Origin of the sequence: Achromobacter sp. UBA2119, from assembly GCF_002331005.1 — a bacterium.
Taxonomy (GTDB): Bacteria; Pseudomonadota; Gammaproteobacteria; order Burkholderiales; family Burkholderiaceae_B; genus Achromobacter; species Achromobacter animicus.
The window spans coordinates 50,500-71,059 of record NZ_DCYD01000014.1; the positions used below are offsets into that span (position 1 = coordinate 50,500).

Annotated in this window: 19 protein-coding genes and 1 pseudogene; 7 read left to right on the forward strand and 13 right to left on the reverse strand. The window is 66.9% G+C overall.

What is annotated here, in order from left to right:
- Positions 1–143 precede the first annotated feature (143 nt).
- A complete protein-coding gene (locus B3098_RS14065; RefSeq protein ID WP_175123758.1) occupies positions 144–581 on the forward strand; it encodes a universal stress protein in 438 nt (145 codons plus the stop codon).
- A gap of 67 nt (positions 582–648) precedes the next feature.
- Here the strand turns inward: B3098_RS14065 and B3098_RS14070 are convergent, their stop codons facing one another.
- The 4 genes from B3098_RS14070 to B3098_RS14085 form a co-directional block, all read right to left on the reverse strand.
- Entirely contained in the window at positions 649–1,656 is a 1,008-nt protein-coding gene (locus B3098_RS14070) for a 2Fe-2S iron-sulfur cluster-binding protein (protein WP_286897179.1), read from the reverse strand.
- Between the two features lie 11 nt (positions 1,657–1,667).
- Positions 1,668–2,147, reverse strand: coding sequence for a GlcG/HbpS family heme-binding protein (locus tag B3098_RS14075; protein ID WP_056319338.1), 480 nt, complete (start codon positions 2,145–2,147; stop codon positions 1,668–1,670).
- Between the two features lie 29 nt (positions 2,148–2,176).
- Positions 2,177–3,637 (reverse strand): aldehyde dehydrogenase family protein, encoded by a 1,461-nt coding sequence (locus B3098_RS14080; protein WP_286897181.1) that lies wholly within the window; start codon positions 3,635–3,637, stop codon positions 2,177–2,179.
- A 171-nt stretch (positions 3,638–3,808) separates the two neighbouring features.
- A complete protein-coding gene (locus B3098_RS14085) occupies positions 3,809–5,341 on the reverse strand; it encodes a hypothetical protein (RefSeq protein ID WP_286897183.1) in 1,533 nt (510 codons plus the stop codon).
- A 230-nt stretch (positions 5,342–5,571) separates the two neighbouring features.
- Between B3098_RS14085 and B3098_RS14090 the strand changes: the two genes are divergently transcribed.
- Both B3098_RS14090 and B3098_RS14095 read left to right on the forward strand, forming a co-directional pair.
- On the forward strand, positions 5,572–6,315 hold the full coding sequence (locus tag B3098_RS14090; protein WP_175123762.1) for a sulfite exporter TauE/SafE family protein: 744 nt from the start codon (positions 5,572–5,574) through the stop codon (positions 6,313–6,315).
- A gap of 79 nt (positions 6,316–6,394) precedes the next feature.
- Positions 6,395–7,117: a GntR family transcriptional regulator gene (locus B3098_RS14095; protein WP_105237069.1), complete on the forward strand. Its 723-nt coding sequence runs from the start codon at positions 6,395–6,397 to the stop codon at positions 7,115–7,117.
- 69 nt (positions 7,118–7,186) lie between these two features.
- On the opposite strand, the gene B3098_RS14100 is transcribed toward B3098_RS14095, so the two are convergent.
- The 4 genes from B3098_RS14100 to B3098_RS14115 form a co-directional block, all read right to left on the reverse strand.
- Positions 7,187–7,534, reverse strand: a complete 348-nt coding sequence (locus B3098_RS14100) for a 2Fe-2S iron-sulfur cluster-binding protein (RefSeq protein WP_175123763.1) — start codon at positions 7,532–7,534, stop codon at positions 7,187–7,189.
- A 4-nt stretch (positions 7,535–7,538) separates the two neighbouring features.
- Positions 7,539–7,874, reverse strand: coding sequence for a ferredoxin (locus B3098_RS14105; RefSeq protein ID WP_279975295.1), 336 nt, complete (start codon positions 7,872–7,874; stop codon positions 7,539–7,541).
- Positions 7,871–8,170, reverse strand: coding sequence for a 2Fe-2S iron-sulfur cluster-binding protein (locus B3098_RS14110; RefSeq protein WP_056566926.1), 300 nt, complete (start codon positions 8,168–8,170; stop codon positions 7,871–7,873). Before B3098_RS14110 ends, B3098_RS14105 begins: the two co-directional genes overlap by 4 nt.
- A gap of 72 nt (positions 8,171–8,242) precedes the next feature.
- Positions 8,243–8,974, reverse strand: a complete 732-nt coding sequence (locus B3098_RS14115; protein ID WP_056319353.1) for a TenA family transcriptional regulator — start codon at positions 8,972–8,974, stop codon at positions 8,243–8,245.
- Positions 8,975–9,200: 226 nt separating this feature from the next.
- Here B3098_RS14115 and B3098_RS14120 point away from each other — a divergent pair, with 226 nt between their 5' ends.
- Complete coding sequence (locus B3098_RS14120; protein WP_105237066.1) at positions 9,201–9,416, forward strand: hypothetical protein; 216 nt, start codon at positions 9,201–9,203, stop codon at positions 9,414–9,416.
- 135 nt (positions 9,417–9,551) lie between these two features.
- On the opposite strand, the gene B3098_RS14125 is transcribed toward B3098_RS14120, so the two are convergent.
- Positions 9,552–9,983, reverse strand: coding sequence for a DUF2809 domain-containing protein (locus tag B3098_RS14125; RefSeq protein ID WP_191576421.1), 432 nt, complete (start codon positions 9,981–9,983; stop codon positions 9,552–9,554).
- A gap of 255 nt (positions 9,984–10,238) precedes the next feature.
- Between B3098_RS14125 and B3098_RS14130 the strand changes: the two genes are divergently transcribed.
- Positions 10,239–11,930: an MFS transporter gene (locus tag B3098_RS14130; RefSeq protein ID WP_279975296.1), complete on the forward strand. Its 1,692-nt coding sequence runs from the start codon at positions 10,239–10,241 to the stop codon at positions 11,928–11,930.
- Between the two features lie 16 nt (positions 11,931–11,946).
- Positions 11,947–14,028, forward strand: coding sequence for a site-specific recombinase (locus B3098_RS14135; RefSeq protein WP_286897187.1), 2,082 nt, complete (start codon positions 11,947–11,949; stop codon positions 14,026–14,028).
- A 66-nt stretch (positions 14,029–14,094) separates the two neighbouring features.
- Here the strand turns inward: B3098_RS14135 and B3098_RS14140 are convergent, their stop codons facing one another.
- From B3098_RS14140 to B3098_RS14155, 4 genes and pseudogenes are all read right to left on the reverse strand, one after another.
- A complete protein-coding gene (locus B3098_RS14140) occupies positions 14,095–15,078 on the reverse strand; it encodes a Csu type fimbrial protein (protein ID WP_279975298.1) in 984 nt (327 codons plus the stop codon).
- On the reverse strand, positions 15,075–17,420 hold the full coding sequence (locus B3098_RS14145) for a fimbria/pilus outer membrane usher protein (protein ID WP_414631278.1): 2,346 nt from the start codon (positions 17,418–17,420) through the stop codon (positions 15,075–15,077). Before B3098_RS14145 ends, B3098_RS14140 begins: the two co-directional genes overlap by 4 nt.
- 59 nt (positions 17,421–17,479) lie before the next feature.
- Positions 17,480–18,187, reverse strand: a complete 708-nt coding sequence (locus tag B3098_RS14150) for a fimbrial biogenesis chaperone (RefSeq protein ID WP_279975300.1) — start codon at positions 18,185–18,187, stop codon at positions 17,480–17,482.
- A gap of 12 nt (positions 18,188–18,199) precedes the next feature.
- Positions 18,200–18,705, reverse strand: a pseudogene (locus B3098_RS14155) (spore coat U domain-containing protein).
- A 438-nt stretch (positions 18,706–19,143) separates the two neighbouring features.
- On the opposite strand from B3098_RS14155, the gene B3098_RS14160 reads away from it, so the two are divergent.
- Positions 19,144–20,553, forward strand: a complete 1,410-nt coding sequence (locus tag B3098_RS14160; RefSeq protein WP_286897190.1) for an MFS transporter — start codon at positions 19,144–19,146, stop codon at positions 20,551–20,553.
- Positions 20,554–20,560: the final 7 nt, after the last annotated feature.

Genomic DNA, 20,560 nt, shown 5'->3' on the forward strand with positions numbered 1-20,560 from the left:
GAGAAGATCGTCATCTTGAGACGGTGTCTCGGCGGTGTCAGACACCGGCCGATCCGCCATATGCCGGATTGGCTTGCGCCCTTCCGCAGGCCTATACTGGATTCGCCGTTGCTGGACATTCCTTTACCTAAAGGAGAGGCAACATGTACAGGCACTTGCTCATCGCCGTGGACGGCTCCCTGCTGTCCGAATCGGCATTCAAGCGCGCCCTCGTTTTCGCCAAGGAAATGGGCGCCACCATCACCCTGCTGCGCGCCATCCCGGAAGACCATCTGCTGGTTTACCAGGCCGAAATGCTGGGCACCACCGAAGGCCATCACACCGATCAGGCGCGCAAGAACGCGCAGGCGTATCTGGACGGGCTTGAAGCCGAGGCGCGGCACGCGCTGGTGCCCTGCGAAGCCATCGTCACGGTGAACGACCATCCGCACGAGGCCATCGTGGAGACGGCGCAAAAGTCCGGGTGCGACCTGATCGTGATGGGTTCGCACGGGCGGCACGGCATGACGGGCTTCTTGCTGGGCAGCGAGACGCAACGCGTGCTGGCGCGCACGCGGCTGCCGGTGCTGGTGTATCGCTAGCCGTGCGTCAAGGTGTCGGCGAATCGTGGCCGGCGAGGGGCCGCGCGTCTCCACGGGCCGACCACGGTCAAGCGGCCGCCAGCGCGTGCTGGAACGTGAAGCTGTCGGCGTACAGGTGATCCAGACTGGCGCCCCGTTCGGCCAACAGGCTTTTGGCCTGGCGGATCATCTCCGGCGCGCCGCATAGATAGAACGCATGTTCCGACAGGTCCGCGTGATCTTCCAGCACCGCCTGCTGCACGTAGCCGCGGCGCCCCTGCCAGTCCGCCCCCGCGCGCGACAGCACGGGCACGAAATTGAATTCATAGAGCCGCCCGGCCCAGCTTTCGATCTCTTCCCGCAGGTACAGGTCCGCCTCGGTGCGCATGCCCCAATACAGCGTCACGGGGGGGCAGTCCTCGTTGTCCAGCAGCGATTCAAGAATCGCCTTGATGGGCGCGATGCCGGTTCCCGTGGCCATCATGATGAGCGGGCGCCAGTCTTCCTCGTGATAGCTGAAGACGCCAAGCGGCGCCTCGATCTCCACCGGCGCGCCGGCGCGGGCCTGCCCCAGCCACTGGTCGGTGTAGCGGCCGCCGGGAATGCGGCGCACGTGAAAGTCGATCAGGTTGCCCGCGGGCGCCGACGCCATGGAGAAGCTGCGCGTCTCGCCGTCCGGGAGCACCACATTCATGTACTGCCCTGGCACGTAATCCAGGCCCTCACCGGGCAGCGCCAGGGTCAGGTGGATGACGTCGTCACAGAACGCGGCGATGCGATGGATCGTGGCGGGCATGCGGCGGGTGGGAGGGAAGGTCTGCCGGCTGCTCGCCACGCTGATGCACAGGTCGGCCGTCGGACGGGCCTGGCACGCCAGCGCGTAGCCCTGCTCGGCCTCTTCCGGGGTCAGCGCCATGGGGAATTCGTCATACTGGACAGTGCCCGATTCGAGTTTGATGCGGCAGGTGCCGCAGCCGCCGAACGTGCATTCGTGCGGCAGCTTCACCGCCGAACGCTCCGCGGCTTCCAGCACGGATTCGCCTTCATCGACGACAAAGGCTTCTGCGGTTTCCAGGATGTGCACGCGGTATGCCATGGCGCCCTCGCCTATTTCTTGATGTCCGCTTCCACCAGCACTTTCATGCCGCGCGGCTCCAGCAGTTCGCCCAGCGCAGCCAGTGCCGCAAGACCTGCTTTGGTGTCCTGCTCGCCGTTGCCGCCGCTCAGGCCCACGCCGCCGATCACCTCGCCGTTCACGACGATGGGAAAGCCGCCGACGAACACCGCAAACTTGCCGTCGAAGCTCCACTGGATGCCGAAGGCTTCGTTGCCGGGCAGCGCGGGGCCGTTGGGCGGCGTATTGAAAAGGTGCGTCGAGCGCTTGTGCCCGGCGGCGGTGAACGCCTTGTTCCAGGCGATCTGCGGACCCGTGATGCGGGCGCCGTCCATGCGCTCGAGCGCAATCGGATAGCCGCCGTCGTCCACGATGCAGATCGACTCCAGCACGCCGATTTCCTGCGACTTGGCGATGGCGGCGCGCACCATGACGCGCGCTTCTTCAAGTTCCAGGCGATAGATCTGTTTCATGTGCAAAGCCTCTTTGGATGGATGAGCCGTCAGCCGGCGCGGTAGACGGTTTTGATCTGCGTGTAGAACTCCAGGCCCACGCGGCCCGATTCGCGGAATGTGGAGGTGCTGGAATGCTTCAGCCCGCCGAACGGCGCGTTGATCAGGTTGCCGGTAGTGGTGCGGTTGATCTTCACGGTGCCGGCCTGGATATCGCGGGCGAAGCGGTGCGCGTAGCGCGCGTCGGTGGTGGCAATGGCGGCCGACAGGCCGTATTCCGTGTCGTTGGCTTGCGCGATGGCGTCTTCATAGCCGTCGACCTCGATCAGCGCGATCACGGGGCCGAAGATCTCTTCGCGGGCAATGCGCATCTGCTGCGTCACGCCGGCAAAGAGCGCGGGCGTGACGTAATAGCCGCGGTCGAAACCCGCGCCCGTCAGGCGATCGCCGCCGTAAAGGTGCGTGGCCTCCTGCTTGCCCAGTTCGATGTAGCCCAGCACGTTGTCGAGCTGGCGGGCGGTGGCCAGGGGGCCCAGGTCGAAATTGCCGTCCAGGCCGTTGCCGATGGTCAGCGTTTTGATCCTGGCGAGCAGCTTTTCCGTATAGGCGCCGCTGACCTTGCGGTCGACCAGCACGCGGCTGGTGCCGGTGCACGCCTGGCCGCTCAGCGAGAAACCGCCTTTGACCGCCAGGTCCACCGCGCGGTCCAGGTCGGCGTCGGCCAGCACGATCAAGGGATTCTTGCCGCCCAGTTCCATCTGCGTCCGGGTAGTCAGGCCCGCCGTGCGATGGATCTGCTCGCCGGCGGCGGTGGAGCCGGTGAACGAAATGGCGCGCACCTGGCTCGCCCCCGTGATGGCTTCGCCCACCGCTCCTGCCGGGCCCGTCAGGAAGTTCAGCACGCCGGCCGGCAATCCGGCCTGCACGAAGGCCTCGGTCAGGCGATAGCCCGACATCGGCGCGTCGGACGAGGGCTTGAACACCACCGTGTTGCCCGTGATGAGGGCCGGTGCGATCTTGCGCGCCGGAATCGAGATGGGGAAATTCCAGGGCGAGATCACCGTCACCACGCCCAGCGGTTCGCGCTGGCTGTAGACGATCATGTCCGGATCGTCGTTGGGATAGGTCTCGCCGGTGAATGACTGGCCTTCGACCGCGTAGAAACGGATCGTCTGCGCCGAACGCAAGACCTCGTCCTTGGCCAGGTTCAGGCCCTTGCCTTCTTCACGGGTCAGTTCGCGCGCGATCGACGCGGCGTTGTCTTCCAGATGCTGGGCCGCCTTGAACAGGATGGCCGCGCGCTTGGAGATCGGCGTGTCGCGCCACGCGGCAAACGCCGCCTCGGCCGCCAGGACCGCCTGCCGGGCGTCCTCGGCGTTGGAGACCTGGAATTGCCCGACGACGTCGTCCGTGTCGGCCGGGTTGCGGTTCGGCGCGGTTTTACCCGACACGCTGGGCGTCCACTTGCCGCCGATGTAGTTCAAAAAGGTCTGCTGCGAGAGATCGTCCACGGGAGCGCTTCCTTGATTGAGTCTGGGCGGGCGCGGCAGGCGCAAGGCGCCTGGGCTACGTTCAGAATATTGTATACTTTAATCATTAGGCGACGATCCGTGGAAACCCCACCTGAAGCGTCAGCAAAAAAGGCTCCCGCGCGGGAGCCTTTTCGCGTCACGTCGCGCCGTTCAACTCCAGATCAGCACAGCGCAGATCGTCGAGGCGAAGAGCGCCAGCAGCACGGGCAGCAGCAGCGCGCGCACCAGCGACAGCACATTCACCCGCGCAAACCCCGCCACCGCGATCAGCGAGGACCAGGCGATCAGCGTGCCGCCGCCCGTCCAGACGGCGCCCATCTGGCCGACCGCCGCCAGCGTCGCGGGGTCTACCCCGACGACCGGACCCAGCGCGCCGGATAACGTGCCCGTGAGCGGCAGGCCTGCGAAGCCCGAGCCGTCGATGCCGGTGATCATGCCGACCAGCAGCACACCGAAGGCGACGAGAAAGTGGTTTTCCGGGATGAGGTGCTGTGCGGCGGAGATCACCTCGAAGAGCAGGCCGGGCGCCTGCGCCGCCGGCACGCCCAGGATCTGCGCGGCCGTCTCATTGGCGCCCACGAAGAAGAAGCCCGCGATGGGCAGCACGGAACCCATCGCCTTGAAGGCGAACACGAAGCCGTCGGTCACGTGTTCCGGACAGACGTCCAGCATCTTGCGAGGGCCTTCGGCGGCCAGCGTCACCAGCATCATCACCACGAAGGCGACGCCGCCGACCAGCGCCGCCGCATCGCCGCCGCGCAGGGCGGGCAGCGACGGGAACAGCCGGGGCAGCACCATCACGGCGATCACGGCCAGGAATGCCAGCGGCGTCACCACCGCGAATACCTTCGACCAGCGGACACGGCGCTGCTCTTCCTCGCTCAGCGCGGGGCCGGCGGGCAGCGCGGGATCGGCGCCCATCGTGCCGCGGGCAAGTTCCGCCTTGTCGAACGACCCGGCCTGTTCCATGCGCGCCAGGCTGCCGTCCTGCGCGCGGGCCTGCCAGGCCGTCAGCAGTGCAGGATCGGCCGGCACGATGTGACGGCGCACCAGCAGGTAGGCCGCCACCAGCGCGATCCCGCCGGTGATCAAGGACAGCACGAGCGCGCGGTCGGCCACGACGGCGGCGCTGACGGCCGCCCCCGCCGCCTTGGCGCTGATGCTCGGCGCCACGCCGATCACGTAATCCGACGACAAGGCCATCCCCTGCCCCGCGATCGCGATGGCCATGGCGCCGGCCAGTGGCGGCAGCCCGGCCGCGATGGCCGCCGGCAGCAGGATGGCGGACACCAGCGGCACGGCGGGCGTGGGCCAGAAGAACAGCGAGATTACATAGGTACAGAGGGCGATGATCACGAACGACGAATGCCCGCCCCGCATGACCCGCCGAAATGGCTGGACCATGCGCACGTCCGCCTGCAGCGTCTTCAAGGAATTGAGAAGCGCCGTCATGAAGGTGATGACGAGAAAGATGTTGAAGAGCTCTTTGGCGGCGACGAAGCTGGCGGAAAAGATGCCGATCAGCCCGCTGATCGGATTGCCCGTGATCGCCAGCACGACCAGGAACGTACCGATGACGGAAGGCACCACGACATTGGCGCGCAGGATCATCGTCAGGATGATGGCGGCCACACTGATCAGGTAAATCCAATGAGCGGCAGTGAGCACGACGTCGGATTGCATGCGCTATTCCCCTTGTATGCGTGGCTGTTGGGTCGCCACACTCGGTATACTATATTTCGTTAGAAGCCATACCAACCGAAATATGCGCCGCCTAGGGAAACCGATAGTGCGGGTTTCAGCCTGATTTTTAGCTGAAAATCAAGGGATTACCCGGAGTTTTTGGAAATTTGCGATTAACGTCCGAATTCATCGATAGACTATCGTATACATAAATTACAAAGCCCTCAGGCATGTTGTCCTCCCTGATAACCACCGATCTGTGGCATTACGCCGCCATGGCAGCCGTCGTGTTCGGCGCGGCCGTCGCCCAAGGCGTGGGCGGCGTGGGGTTTGCGATGTTCGCCGCACCCGTCGCCGCCATGTTCTTCCCGCAATTGGCGCCTGGCCCGCTCCTGACCCTGGGCGGCTTCATTTCGCTCTTGACCGCCCTGCGCGAGCGGGCCGCCATCGATTGGCCCGCCGTCTCCTACGCCCTGGCCGGGCGCGCCGTCGGCACCCTGATCGCGATCTACGCCATGGCGCGCTTTGCGCCCCAGGCGCTGGGCGTGCTTTTTGCCTGCATGATCCTGGCCGCCGTCGCGCTCAGCGTGGCGGGACTGAAGTTCTCCGCGACACCAGGCCGGGTGTCCGGGGCGGGCGTGGCCTCGGGGATCATGGGCACGATGACGTCGGTGGGCGCCCCGCCCATCGCCATCGTGCTGCAGCACGCCGCGCCGCCGCGGCTGCGTGCCACGCTGGGCATGGTGCTCTTTCTGGGATCCATTTTTTCGCTCGCCATGCTGGCGCTGGCCAAGCGCTACACGGGCTATCACGCCGGGCTGGCGCTCAGCCTGGCGCCGTTTCTGCTGGCCGGATTCGCCGTCTCCAGCCGGCTGCGCACCCTGCTGCCTCCCCGCGCGGTGCGCGGTGTGCTGCTCGTCGCCTGCGCCATGGGCGCGGTGGGCGTGCTGGTGAAGTCATTCTGGGTGCACTGATGCGGCAAACCGCCAGCGACGGACGGCTACACCCGGTAATACAATGCCGACTATATCCATTACGCCAAACCTGCTCGCCATGACAACCTCCCCCGTCAGCCCGCAAGCCGTCGAGACGCAGCATTCCTCCCCGCTGAAGATCGGCGAGCAGCACCCGCAGTTGTTTGCCGTCATCCGCGACAAGCTGCGCGAACGCATCCTGAGCGGCGAGTTCACGCCCGGCGACCGCCTGGTGGAAGGCCGCCTGTCCGAAGAAATGGGTGTATCCCGTATCCCGGTGCGCGAGGCATTGCGGGCGCTGGCCGCCGAAGGCCTGGTCACGATCGAGCCGCGGCGCGGCGCGTCGGTGTCGGTGCTGTCCGATGCCGTGGCCTACGACATGGTGGAAGTGCGCGCCACGCTGGAAGGCCTGAACGCCAAGCTGGCCGCGCAGCGCCGCGACGAAAAGACGGTGGAGCGCCTGCAGGCGTTTCTGCGCGAAGGCACGGAAGCCGCGCGCGACGAGAAACTGGACAAGTTCCTGGCGCTCAATTCGCAGTTCCATGAAATGCTGGCCACGATCGGCGGCAACGTGGTGCTGACCGACCTGATGCGCTCGCTGCGCGATCGCACCGCCCTGCTGTTCGCGCCCAGCAACATGCGCCGCGCCAAGCAGAACTGGGACGAGCATTCGCAGATCCTGAATGCCGTCATCGCGGGCAACGGCGATCTGGCGGCGCTGCTGGCCAGCCAGCACGTACACAACGCGGCCAAGGCCTACACCGAGGCGCAGCAGCCGCCGCAGCAGGCGTCGGTGGCCTGAGCGCCTGCCCCCTGACGAGCGGCTGTCACCGCCGCCGCGCCGGCGCCGGGCCGCGCCCCCGCCATCCGCTCATCCCGTCGTGGCCGTTTCCACCGCGCCCGGCGCCGCGCCGACTACGATCCCCTTGCCGTTCTGCACCACCCACGACACCTTCACGTCTCCATTCACGAACGTCTGGCAGGCCATGCGGTAGCCGGCTTCGAAGTCTTCCGGCCGCAGGTGCTTGCGCTCCTTCGGCTTGATGGCGTCGGTGTTTTCCAGCCCCTCTTCGATCCGGCACTTGCAGGTGCCGCACAGGCCGCCCCCGCACTTGAACGGGATGCCGCCCTTTTCCTTGAGCGACACGCGCAACAGGTTGCTGTTTTCCGGCGCGGTGGCGACCATGCCGCCGTTGGATAGGAACGTGATCTGGACCATATATTCAGTGCTCCGCGGCGCGCACGCCGGACCGCAGCGTCAGCGTCGACGCCATGCTGCCAAAACGCGTCAGGTGCGCCAGCTCCTTGCGGGCCGCGTCCACCGACGAGAACTTCTCCAGGAATTTGGACGGCACGAGGTTGACCACGTAGGGCGGCGTTTCCTCGGTGACCACCAGCTTGATCTCACGGTCCAGGCGGGCAATGCTGAACACCGCCAGCGCGCGCCCGTAGAACACGTAGTCGTAGGTCTCGATGATGTCGGCGCCGTCGCCCGCCTCGGTGCGGAAGACGCCGGGCTTGGAGGTCAGGATCACATAAGTGGATTGCGCCGCCATCATGCCTCCACGTCCTGCGACAGCTCGATGTCGCTGCTCAGCCAAAGCTGGCATGCCAGCCGGTAACCCTGGTCGACACGGTCGCCCAGCTGCTTCTTTTCCTTCCAGTTCACCGGCGGCAGATGCTCAGCCCCGGCGATGATGCGGCATGCGCACTTGGCGCATTTGCCCATGCCGCATTCATAGCGCAGATGCGGAAACGGAAACTGCTTGATGCCGGCCCGCACCACCAGGTTGGTGTTGTCCTTCACCACGTCGGTGTAGGTCTGGCCGCCTTTATGAAACACAACGGTAGGCATGAGGTCTTCGTCCAGGTTCTGCGGTGCGGCCACCGCCCGGCCGGGCTGGGCGGGCCGGGCGGGTTCGGGCGATCAGGCGGCAAGGCCCAGTTCGGGCAGCTTGATCTCGTCCTGCACGTAGTCGGTGTAGAGCGCCGTGGTGTACAGCAGCCGCATCTGCGCGCCGATTTCGCAGATCTTCAGGCAGCGCTGCTGCAGGTCCACCGTGTTGGCGTGCTCCAGCACGATCTGGTAGCCGCGTTCGCCATGGATCTCGTCGGACACGATGTGCAGGTCGAAGAACTCCACTTCCTCGTCGGTGAAGCCGTACTTCTCGCGCAGGGTCGGCGTCTGCTTGCGGTAGATGGAGGGCACCTGCGATTCCAGGCCCACCACCAGGCCGGCCACCGCGACGATCGGATCCTCGCGCATGGCCACGGCATAACACCAGCTTTGCAGCGCGCGCGTCGTGGGCGACATGTTGTCCGGATTGGTGACCCGTTCGCGGGTGGTGCCGCAGGCTTCGGCAAAGCGGATCAGCAGGTCGGTGTGGCGGTCGCCGCCGATCTCCTCTTCGTACATGTTTGCCAGCAGGAAATCCTTGGCCTCGGTATAGGTGTCCGGCGTACGGGCGTACAGGTAGCCCAGGTAGTCGGCAAAGGGGCCGACATAGTGATAGTGGTTCTCGGCCCAGCGCGACAGATGCTCGCGGCTCAGCTTGCCTTCGGCCCAGGCGATCGAAAAGGGCGACGCGTTTGCGCTCTTGCCCTTGATCGCGTTTTCCAGCGCCGTGCGGAATTCATCTCGGTTCATCAGTTCTGCCATGACTCGCTCCAGGTCCAGTGGGAGAAATTCCAGGCCTGTGTCAGCCCGGGCATGATGAACATTGTATACCGTCTACTGTTTTGAACCGCTAGGGCAATCCCGGAGTTCCTCGCTTAAAGAGGGACAGTTTCAACCAGATCAAGCACTTACCATCCATGAGGCGAATTGGACCGGAGCGCGCCGAAGGCGTACAATGAATACAATTTCAACGCAATACGGAAATACCATGAACACCCGCCACCCGCTGGGCGACGCCCCGATCGGTCAACAACTGCTCACCCACTACGCTCGCCGCGACGCCGTGCGCCACGCCACGCCGCTGTTCCCGTCGTCCTGGGCCGAATTGCTGGCCCCGTTCCGCAACGCGCGTCTGCAACCGCTACGCGCAGCCGCACCCGCCGCACGCACGCAACGCGACGACACCGTCTGCCAAGCTGGCTGAAGGAAAAGCCCAGGACAGAACGTCCTGGCCTGAAAAGGCCGGGATTGAAACACCCCGGCTAGAACGCCCAGGAAGTCTTCCCGGACGAGCGCGGCGCCGTTAGCGTTGTTAGCCCCGCTAGCGCTGTTAGCCCCGTCAGCGCCGTGCGCGCAGACTGACCTGCATCCGGGCGTTCTGCTGCGCCGCATTCCGCTGACGCCGGGCATTGCCGCCGGCAAGCACCAGCACAATCGCAAAGCCCACGGTGTAGGCCAGCACGTCCCACCAATCCGGCACGCTGCCGAACACCACGCGCAGCACCGGCTGCTCGATGCGCCAACCAAAGTGCCGCGCCAGGTATTGGCCCAGTTCGACCGCATACCCCGTGAACAGCGCCGCCAGGGCCAGCGGCAGCACGCCCGCTCGAACAAAGCTGCGGTACAGCAGATAAGCCCAGCCCACCGCCACCACATCCCCCACGAATCCACGCAGGAAGGGGTAAGGCGCGCCCAGAGTGGCAATCAGCGCCAGCACGGCGGTCACGGCAAGCAGGGCGGCGAACGCGCGCCCGTTGAAAGTCAAAGTCATTGAATCAGCAAACGTAAATAGTGAAACAGGGAGGGCGCGGTTGCGTTCGCGGCGGCTCTGCACCGCTGCCTGGATCCCCGCAAGAATCCGCACAAGCAGCGTCGCAACGCCCGCGCCCCGGCCGGTAACAAGGCCAGCGCGCAGGTTACCGGAAAAGCGCGGGCCGCCCTCCTCGGCCGCCTGCCTTGGGCGTACCATTGAGCGACCCCGACCCAGCCCAGAACGGGCGCGATCCTCGCGTCCGGCCACGTTCCCATGCTGCAGCCCGTTTCGGCTTCGACCGATCTGCCGGCGGCCCCTCCGGCCGCGCCCGCGCCTGTCCTGCAGGTCAGCACGCTTTCCCCTCTCGCCTTTCCCGCCTTTCGCGTCATCTGGATCGCCAACCTGTTTGCCAACCTGGGCACCTGGGCGCAATCGGTGGCCGCCGCGTGGGTCATCACCACGGAGCAGAGCAGCCCGCTGATGGTCGCGATGATCCAGGTGGCGGCAGCGTTTCCGCTGGTCGCCCTGTCGATCCTGACCGGGGTGCTGGCCGACAACCACGACCGGCGCCGCGTCATGCTTGCGGGCATGCTGCTGGAGCTGGCGGGCGGCGTCTTTATCACCATCCTGGCCTTCGCGGGGCTGCTGCACCCCATCACGCTGATTGCATCCGTGTTCTGCATCGCCATCGGCAGCGCAATCGTCACGCCCGCATGGCAGGCCGCCGTGGGCGAACAGGTGCCGCGCGAGCACGTCGGCAGCGCCGTGCTGCTGAACAGCGTCAACTTCAACGTGGCGCGGGCGGTGGGGCCGGCCATCGGCGGCCTGCTGCTGGGCGCGTTGGGCACGTCCTGGGTCTTTCTGCTGAACTGTTTCTGCTACGCCGGGCTGATCTGGGCGATCTGGCGCTGGAAGCGCGACCTGCCCGTGCGCCGGCTGCCGCCCGAAGGCCTCTTTGAAGGCGTGGTCGCCGCGCTGCGCTACACGCAGCATTCGACGGTGACGCGCGTGGTGATGCTGCGCTCGTTCGCCTTCGGCCTGTCCGCCAGCGCGCTGTGGGCGTTGTTGCCGCTCTTGGCGCACGAGCACGAAAGCGGCAGCGCGCTGCTGTACGGCTACATGCTTGGCGCGCTGGGCGTGGGCGCCATCCTGGGCAGCGTGGTGGTGCGCCGGGCGCGCGCGGCGTGGGGATCCGGCGGCCTGATCAGCGTGGCCGCAGCGCTCCTGGCCGCCTGTCTGCTGGCGCTGGGCCTCACCGATACGCTGTGGGTCGCGTTTCCGGCGCTGCTCCTGTCGGGCGGCTGCTGGATCGGCGTGCTGGCCACCTACAACACGACCGTGCAGCTTCTGGTGCCGGACTGGGTGAAGGCGCGCGCGCTGGCGCTGTATCAGACCGCGATCTTCGGCGGCCTGGCGGCGGGCTCGTTCATGTGGGGTCACTTCGCGGGCACGATGGGCGTGTCCGGCGCGATGTCGGCCGCCGGCATCGTGCTGGGCGTGACCGTGGCGCTGCTGTACCGCTCGCGTCTGCCGGAACAGGTGGACGCGCGGTCGCTGACGCGCGCCGACGACACCGAACCGGCCATGGCCGCCGCCGGCTTCAACACGCAGCGCGGCGCGGTGCTGGTTGCCGTCGAATACCTGGTCACCGCAGACAAGCTTGCCGCGCTGATCCACGCCGCCCGGCCGCTGCGCCTCTTGCGGCTGCGCAATGGCGCGCAGCAGTGGCAGCTGTTCCGCGACCTGGAGCGCGAGGGCGTCTGGCGCGAGGTCTTTCTGGTGGAAAGCTGGATGCAGTACCTGCGGATGATCGACCGCATGACGCTGGCCGACAAGATGGTGCTGGACGAGGTGCGCGCCTTGCACGCGGGCGACAAGCCGCCGGTGGTGTCGCGCAACGTCAGCTATCTGGCCATGAACGAGGCGCAGGGTTTCTCGCTGCGCCGCGCCCCCGATTCCCGATGACGCGCGAGGCCCGACCATGCTTACCTCTCTGTGGCGCAATTGGCGGACCTGGCGGCGTGGCGGGTCGCAGCTTGACGTCATCCTGTCCAACGCCGACCCCCAAGCCCCGCTGGCCGAACGGAATCTGTGGCTGGTCGACCTTGGCCGCTGGCTGAACCGTCCGGACGGCGAACCGGCACGGGAAGACGGGCGCGACCCGCGTCACGCCCGCCTGCGCTACCTGTTGCAGGTGCTGGAACGCAATCCCGCTGTTGCGGCGCGCACGGCGGCCACGCTGCGCTCGGTGCTGGTGGACAACGACCCCACCGCGCTCCTGTGCGACACCGGCGTGGCGTCACGCCCCGGCTTCTGGGGTGAGTTGTGGCGCCGCGTCGTAGCCTGGATGCTGCCGCCGACCGTCAATCAGGGCGATATGTCGGGCCTCTTCACGCTGCTGTTTCGCCGCGCCGGCGACGCGCAATGGATCGAATCGCTGGACGACGAGACGCTGGCGCGCGTGCGCGCGCTGCTGCGTCTGAAAGAGGACGACCCGGCAAAAGAACCCGATGCGTTGTCAACCCCCACGCCCGACGCGCTTGCCCGGCGGCTGGACCAGGCACTGACCAGCAGCATGCAGGTGCTCGTCAGCCAGGTGGGCGCCGTCGGACTCAGCCAGGATATCCGCTCCCGTGTGCCGGGCCGCGTCGAAGAATCGCCGTTTTTCACGCTGGAGGGCACCGCGGCAGAACTCTTCGACAGCACACCGGACACGCCGCACGAGGTGGTGGGCCAGCGCCTGAACGTGCTGCGCGCCTTGCTGGACGACTGCCGCGCGGCCGGCGACGCCGTCTATGAAGAACTCAAGCGCAACGGCGTCGCGGTCGACGTGGTCTACCAGATCGAGTGCATGAAGCTGCGCCTGGCGCGCATCGAACTGCTGCTGGGCGTGTGGATCGACCCCACGCAACGCCACCGGTACGCGCACCTGATGGCCGAGCTGATCCGCTGCACATTGGCCCGCAGCAGCATCCGGCATCTGGCGGCGTCGTCGCTCTTGCAGTTGGCGCGCCGCGTGATGGACCGCAGCGCGGAGACCGGCGAACACTACATCGCCCGCGACACGCTGGAATACATGGACATGCTGAAGGCGTCCATGGGCGGCGGCTTCGTCGTGGCGTTCACGGTGTACGTCAAGTTCATCATCACGTCGGCGCACCTGGACAAATGGGTCGAAGGCCTGCTGAATGCGCTGAACTACGCCGGAAGTTTTCTCGTGATCCAGTTCGCGCATTTCACGCTGGCCACCAAGCAGCCGGCCATGACCGGGCCTGCGCTTGCCCGCCGGCTGGACGCGGCCTACTCGCCCGACGGGCGCGAGGCCTTCGTCGACGACACGCTGGCGATGCTGCGTTCGAACGCCGCCGCGATCGCGGGCAACCTCGCCGTGGTGTTTCCGCTGGCCTGGGCGATTCAATGGTTGGCCATGCGGTTTCTGGAACAGCCTTTGATCGATGCCGACAAGGCGCAAGACACGCTGCAATCGTTGTCGTTCTGGGGACCGACGCCGCTGTACGCCGCGGTGACCGGCGCATTGATCTGGGTGTCCAGCCTGATCGCAGGTTGGGCCGACAACTGGTTCGCGCTGCATCGCGTGCACGACGTGATGGCGTACGGCCGGCGCACCCGCTACCTGCTCGGGGCGCGCGGCGCCGTTCGGTGGGCGGGCTTCTGGCGGCGCAACGTTTCGCAGATCGCCGCCAACGTTTCGCTGGGACTGATGCTGGGCCTGCTGCCGGCCCTCGTCAGCGCGCTGGGATCGACGCTGGAAGTCCGCCACGTGTCGCTCAGCGCCGGCCAGATCGCGGCCGCGATTGCGACGCTGGGCTGGGAGCTCGTGCATACGCAGGTGTTCTGGCTGGCCGTGGCGGGCACGGTGGCGACGGGCGCGCTGAACGTCATCGTCAGTTTTGCGCTGGCCTTCAACGTGGCGCTGGCATCGCGCGACATGCGCCGCGACGATCGCGTGTCGCTGACTGCCGGGGTGCGCCGCCGCATCCTGCGGCGCCCGGCGGCGCTGTTCTGGCCGGTCAAGTCGCGCGCCACGCCCGTGCAATCCTGACGCGCTGCGCTGGGCAGCCTGACTGACATGGTGCGCCTGAACGGACGCGGCCGTGGCGCCGCGTGTTCAGAACGTGATCGTGGCGGTGACCACGTCGCGGTATGTGCCGGGCCGGGGCGTCGTCTGCGCAGGCACGCGGCCATAGACCGTGAAGGTCTGATTGGCGCCCGTGCCCACGCCCGCCCGCGGCGCGCCGCCCGAGGCATCGCCCCAGACCGTGCCGTAGGCCGCATCCTGGTAGAGCTGATAGCTCACGGTGTCGGCGGCGGTCGTGTGCTTCATTTTGCGCGCCAGCACGTTGCCGGCGACCGAGCCGCCATTCAACGCCAGGGAGAAGGCGTTGGCGTTGGTGCATCGGACGGTGATCTGGCTGTTGGCCGTGACCGCGGCGCTCAACACGCCGCGCGGGGGAAACGCCATGTCCGTCGCGTTGATGGTGCAGTTCTTCTGCACGGTCGTGCGCACCACCAGCGGAATCGTGATGCGCTGCGTCGGCGCCGCCAGCGGGCAATTCGACAGGCCCGACAGCAGGCCGAACAGCACGTCCAGGCGGCCCGTCGTCGCATAGGTTTCGCTGTAGACGGTATTGGCGTTTCCGACCGTCGGCACCGTGGACTGCCCGCCCGGAAGCTTGCCGTAGAACCGGAAGGTGGTGGACACGTTGCCACCCCCCAGCAGCGGGCCGGTGAGCGTCCGCGACGTCGGCTGCCCGGCCGTCGCCGCGCCCCAGATCTGGGTCCGCGCCGCATCCGTGTACAGGTTGTAGTTCATGCGGTTCGTGCCCGCGCCCAGCGCGCGCGCCGCGATGGACGGACTGGTGTTGCCCACGCCCAGGCTGAAGCACAGCCTGGCGCCGATAGCGAGCAGCGAGAAATTGCAGGTCACCGAGACCGTTCCGTCCGCCACCGTGTCGCCCGGCAGCAGCGGATTGACCGTGCCGAAATCCAGCGTAGCGGTCGTGCCGGCCGACAGCGCGCAGGTGTTTGCCTGCGCCGAGCCGGCGTAGCCCGCGCAGACGCCCATGGCGCCAAGCAGCAGGGCGATTCTCATGGTTGCCCCCTTTCCAACGGCTCGCACACAATCGGTCCCAGCGTCGGCAGCGGATCGGCATCCGAGTGCGCGTAATCGAACTCGGCCTCGCACGACACGCCACCACCGCGCACCCGCAACCGGTTGGTCGCTGCCACGTCCTCCACGAACGTCAGGCCGTCGTAGCCCACCACCGTGCGCTTGCCGCTTTCGATGTGCGCAACCTCGGCCCCGACCGGCACGAAGGCCCCGTCCGGCAGCGTCAGGATCACCGAGGCCGCGTCGTACTTTTCCACCTTGAACGTGGTCAGCACGCCGGCGCCGGACTGCGGCACGACGACTGCCCGCGTCGAATCCAACCGCACGTCCACCGGCAGGTCTTCCGGGTCGATGGAGATGCGGTTGGTCTGATAGGCGTTCAGGTCCGGCACCAGCAGATGGCCACTGCCATTCGTGCGGCCCAGCCGGCGGTTTTCGTGCAGCACCGCGACGTCGGCCGCGCCATCGGTGGAGACCAGCGCGAAGCTATCGTTGATGCGGCGCGACGGGATCACGGTGCCGTCCATCATCACCAGCGACCCCGACGCCTGCACCGACGCCTGCGTCCGGCCGCCATAGTCCTGCACCAGCCCGCTCACCAGCCCGTACTGGCCCAGATACTGGAGCTGGCCCTGATTGAGCTGCATGCCGCCGCTGCGTCCGTTCTGCACCGCCCATCCCCAACCCCCCTCGTACGGCACGCTGCTCTGCGCGTTGACGCTGTAGGTGTCCTCGCCGCCTTGGCGGCCGACCGACACGCCGGCCTGCGCGCGCTCGCCCAGCATCACCGCCAGTCCCAGGAACACGCCCTCCGAATTCGTTTGTGAAAAGTCCTTGTACGCGCTCAGCGTCAGGACCACGCGGCTGTGCAGGTTGGCCGTGTACGAGGCCGACCCCAGCTTTGCCATCGGCACGTCCGGCATGCGGTAGCCGATGTAGCTCAGCGCCACGCTCTGCGAGCGGCCCAGCGGCATCGACACCGTCACGCGATCGGTCTGGCGCGGCACCGGCGCGTCTTCGCGGGAGCCCAGGTCGCCGTAGTTGCCGATCAGGCGCGTGACCTGCGTGTCCACGCTGAATTCCGACCGCACGTACTGGTAGCCCACGCTGGCCTGTCCGCCGCTGAAATCGCCCGCGCTGCCGGAGAGCGAGCCGCTCAGCACGCCAAGCTGCCCCATCTTCACCATCGCGCCGGCGCCCGCGTTGTACAGCCCCGGGCCGGCCTCGGTGTGCGCCTCCAGCGTCAGGTTGTCGGTGTAGCCGTAACGCCCAGACGCCGTCAGCACCGGTTTGCTGTCGTAGTCGAACGAGCGCACGCTGAACTGGCGGCGCACGAAGCCCGCCTCGACCGACCAGCTGGACAGCCCCGCCGCCAGCATCCGCGGGTCGATGTACAAGGGGACCGACGTGCTGACGGTGCGGCCCAGCGCGTCGCGCGTGATCAAGGTTGCCTGGCCCGCGCCGGTGATGCCCGGAATCTGGTTGACCACGAACGGCCCCGGCGGGACATTGCCCGAATACTGCTGCACGCCATTGACGAACAGGGACACTGACGACGGCACGACCGACGACGCGCTCAGCGACGAAACCGGAAAGGTGACCAGGTCCGGGCGCAACGCGAAATTGCGGCCCCATTGCACGCCGGCCACGCGCACCGAACGCGACCAGTTCAGCGATGAGGTGATCGTGTCGCCCAGACGCAGCGTGCGCAGCGTCTCCTGATCAGAGCGCGTCCAGAACGTGTCGTAGCGCACGTATTCATCGCCGCGGCCGCCGAAGTAGGCCGTGCCCGAATTGCTGAACACGCCATTCGAATCGAAATAACGCTGTTCGGAATACAGCGACAGCCCGTACTCGTAGTCGGTCTGCGCATAGGCGTCGTAGTTCACCACCACGCCGCGCCCGGCCGTCGCCAGCGGCGTGGCCGGCAGTCCGCGGGTATTCACCTCGTACGGCACGCGCAACGTGTCGGGCAGCACCAGATCCACCGACTGCGCGGCCGGGTTGTACACGTAGCGCAGGCCGGCCACGGCATCCAGGCTGACTTCGCGCGTCGCGGACATGCCGATCACGGACAGGTCCACGCCCAGCGAACGCAGCGCCGCGCCGCTGACGGACAGGCGGCCGTGCGTGTCGTGAAAGCGCAATAGCTGGGATGTGTTGACGCCGTTGATGCTGACCTCCAGGTACACGTCACGCTCGGCGATGCTGCCGAACGAGACCAGTTGACCGGGCACATCCGCCGCCTGGGCAGGCGCACCCAGCAGGAAGAGTGCGACTCCCAAGGCGCGTTGCCCGCGGAGACGGGTAGCGCGCACTGCCATAGACTGCCCTTCTGTGGTTGCCGGCGGGCCGAGCGGCGAGCCGGAACGCGGTCATGCGGTCAACGCGGGCTGACGGTGACCGTGTCGCCGTTGATCATTGCCCTGATCTTTATCGGCCCGGCCGCGCCCTGCTTTGCCGGAATGCTCCATTGGCGCGCCCGGTTGGCCAGCGCATAGCCCAGCAGCCCCTCTACCTCGGCCACCGGCTTGCCCGCCGCATTCAGGATCTGCAGCGCGGCCACCTGCGCATAGCGGCTGCCGCTGTTGGACAGCCTCACCACCCAGTCGCCGCCAGCGCGTTCCGCGCGCCACGCCAGCTCGGGTTCCGGAGATGGCGTCGTGCCGGACACGAACACCGGCACCGAATAACGCAGGCGCAGCACCACGCCATTCACGCCGGGCGAGGACGGGTCAGGAATTTCGTCGATGATGAGGCGGAACCCCTGCTGCAGCGACGGCGCGTTCTTGGACACGCGCACCAGCCGGACGAGCTGCTCGCCGCCAGGCGGCACCTGGATGATGGGTGGACTGGCCTGGATGTCGTCGGTTGGCGAGAGCACGTCGTCGCCGTCCGCCTGTTCCCAGCCGTAGATGCGCACCTGCCCGTAGATCGGCGTGGACCCGGGATTGCGCAGCATGATGCCGCTTGCTCCCTGCGTGGGCGCAAGCTCGACGAGCACCGGAGAGATCTGCAGGGCAGCCGCCACCGCTGCGCCGCCCCAGCCTGCCAGGCAGGCGGCAAGCAGCGCCCGAAAAAACATCCGCATCGGGCGGCCCCCTTAGAAGTAGACCGTCGCGGTAACCGTGGAAAAGTAGGTGCCGGGCGCCGGCGTGGTCTGGGCGGGCACGACGCCGTTCACCTGGATGGGCTGCGCGGCGCCGGTGCCGGTGCCGCCCACTCGCGCTGCAACGTCGGCATCGCCCCACACGACGGTCGTGCTGCCCGGTTTGTACAACTGATAAGCCACCGTCGCGGTATTGGCGCCGGTGCCGCTCAGAAATCGCTGGGCTTCCGTCGACCCCGTGCCCGTGCCCGCGTTCAGGCCGACTGTGTATACGGGGTGGTATTGCTGCACGTAACTGACAGGTTGGTATTGCCGGTAACCGCGGTATTCAGCACGCCCTGACTGCCGAAACTGAGGTCAGTCGCGGAAATGACGCAATTGGCCGTAATGGTAAGCGTGACGTTGAAATTGGCGGTGGCGGTCTGAGCGAGCGCTATGCCGGGCGCTGCACTACCGATAAACAAACACAGCGTCGCTGCGCGCAAGGTCGGGCGTTTCATGAGGTATGCCTCCACGGTATACGGTTGCACCATCAATCCTGCTGCGGATAATCGTACGTCCAAATATTGGTATGCGGCACCAAATAGTTTCATATACCAGGGGTATTTATTACGATTATTAACGAATCAGCCTGGAATACCGCACCGCAATAATCAACCTCTCCTTAGAGATCGTGGGAATTTCCGCTGTACATATTGTTGTGATTGAATTTCCGTAGCAGTTTCATTAAGTGACAATTACCGTCTGATTATCCAATCGGATAATCGCCCCGCATGACAGGTTTAATCGGGCGCGCACATCCTGAACTGCCGCCCTGACCCGGGCCCACCCTGGCGCGCATGCCGTCAGACGAAAAGCCCGAATTCAAACAGCGCATTAGAATCAGTGCCTACGAATCCGGACGCACCGGCCGGACGCCCTCGCAGCGCAGCCCATTCATGCTCTCGTTCTCCCGCAGCACCGTCTATCCGGCCGGCGTCGGCCTGCCCGCCGCCGAACGGCTGGGCGCACTCATCGCCGTCATGCTGGCGGTCTGTATGGCCAGCCTGGATACGGCCATCGCCAATACCGCACTGCCGACCATCGCGCGCGACCTGCAGGCCAGCGAGGCGGGTTCCATCTGGGTCATCAGCGGCTATCAGCTGGCGATGGTGGCCGGCTTGCTGCCGGCGGCCGCGCTGGGCGAAATCCTGGGTCACCGGCGCGTCTACATCGTCGGGCTCGCGGTATTCACGCTGGCCTCGCTGGCCAGCGGCCTGGCGCCGTCGCTGCCCGTGCTGGTGGCCACGCGCATTCTGCAAGGGCTGGGCGCGGCAGGCGTGATGAGCGTGAACGGCGCGCTGCTGCGCTTCATCTACCCCTCGCACATGCTGGGCCGCGGCCTGGGACTGAACGCCATGGTGGTGGGACTGTCGTTTGCCGGCGGGCCCACCGTGGCGTCGGCCATCCTGCTGCTCGGGTCCTGGCACTGGCTGTTCCTCGTCAATTTCCCCATCGGCATCCTGGCGGCGTTGCTGGCCCTGCGCGGCCTGCCCGACACCACGCGCTCCGGACACGGATTCGACGGCCTGGCCGCGCTGCTGTGCGCGATGGCGCTGGGGCTGCTTGTCCTGGCGACCAATGAACTTGCGCACGGCGCGCCGTGGCCGCGCGTGGCGCTGGAGGGCGGCTTGGCGGCGGCCAGCCTCTGGCTGCTGATGCGGCGCCAGGCCGGTCACCCCGCGCCCATCCTGGCGGTGGACCTGCTGCGCCGCCCTCTCTTTGCGCTCTCCGCGGCCACCGCCGTGTGCGCGTTCGCCGCCCAGGCGCTGGCCTTCGTGTCGCTGCCGTTCCTGTTCCAGTCGGTGCTGGGCTACAGCCAGGTCCAGACGGGTTTCCTCATCACGCCATGGCCCGTCGTCGTGGCCTTCATGGCGCCGATCGCGGGACGGCTGTCCGACAGCTATCCGGCGGGCATGCTGGGCGGCGTGGGGCTTGCTTTGCTGGCGCTGGGCATGGCCTTGCTGGCGCTGATGCCGGCCGACCCGTCGGTGCTGGACATCTCGTGGCGCATGGCGATCTGCGGCGCGGGCTTTGGTTTTTTCCAGTCACCCAACCTGCGCGCCATCATGACCTCGGCCCCGGCGTCGCGGGCGGGCGGCGCCAGCGGCATGATCGGCACGGTGCGCCTGCTGGGCCAAGCCACGGGTGCGGCCTTGGTCGCTGCGTGCTTCAACGTCTCGACCACGCACGGCGCCATCGCGGCCCTGTGGCTGGGCGGCCTGTGCGCCGGGCTGGCCTGCATCGCCAGCTTTGCCCGCCTGCGGTTCGACGCAACTGAACCGGCGCAGACCCCGGCGTCGCGCTGATACGCCA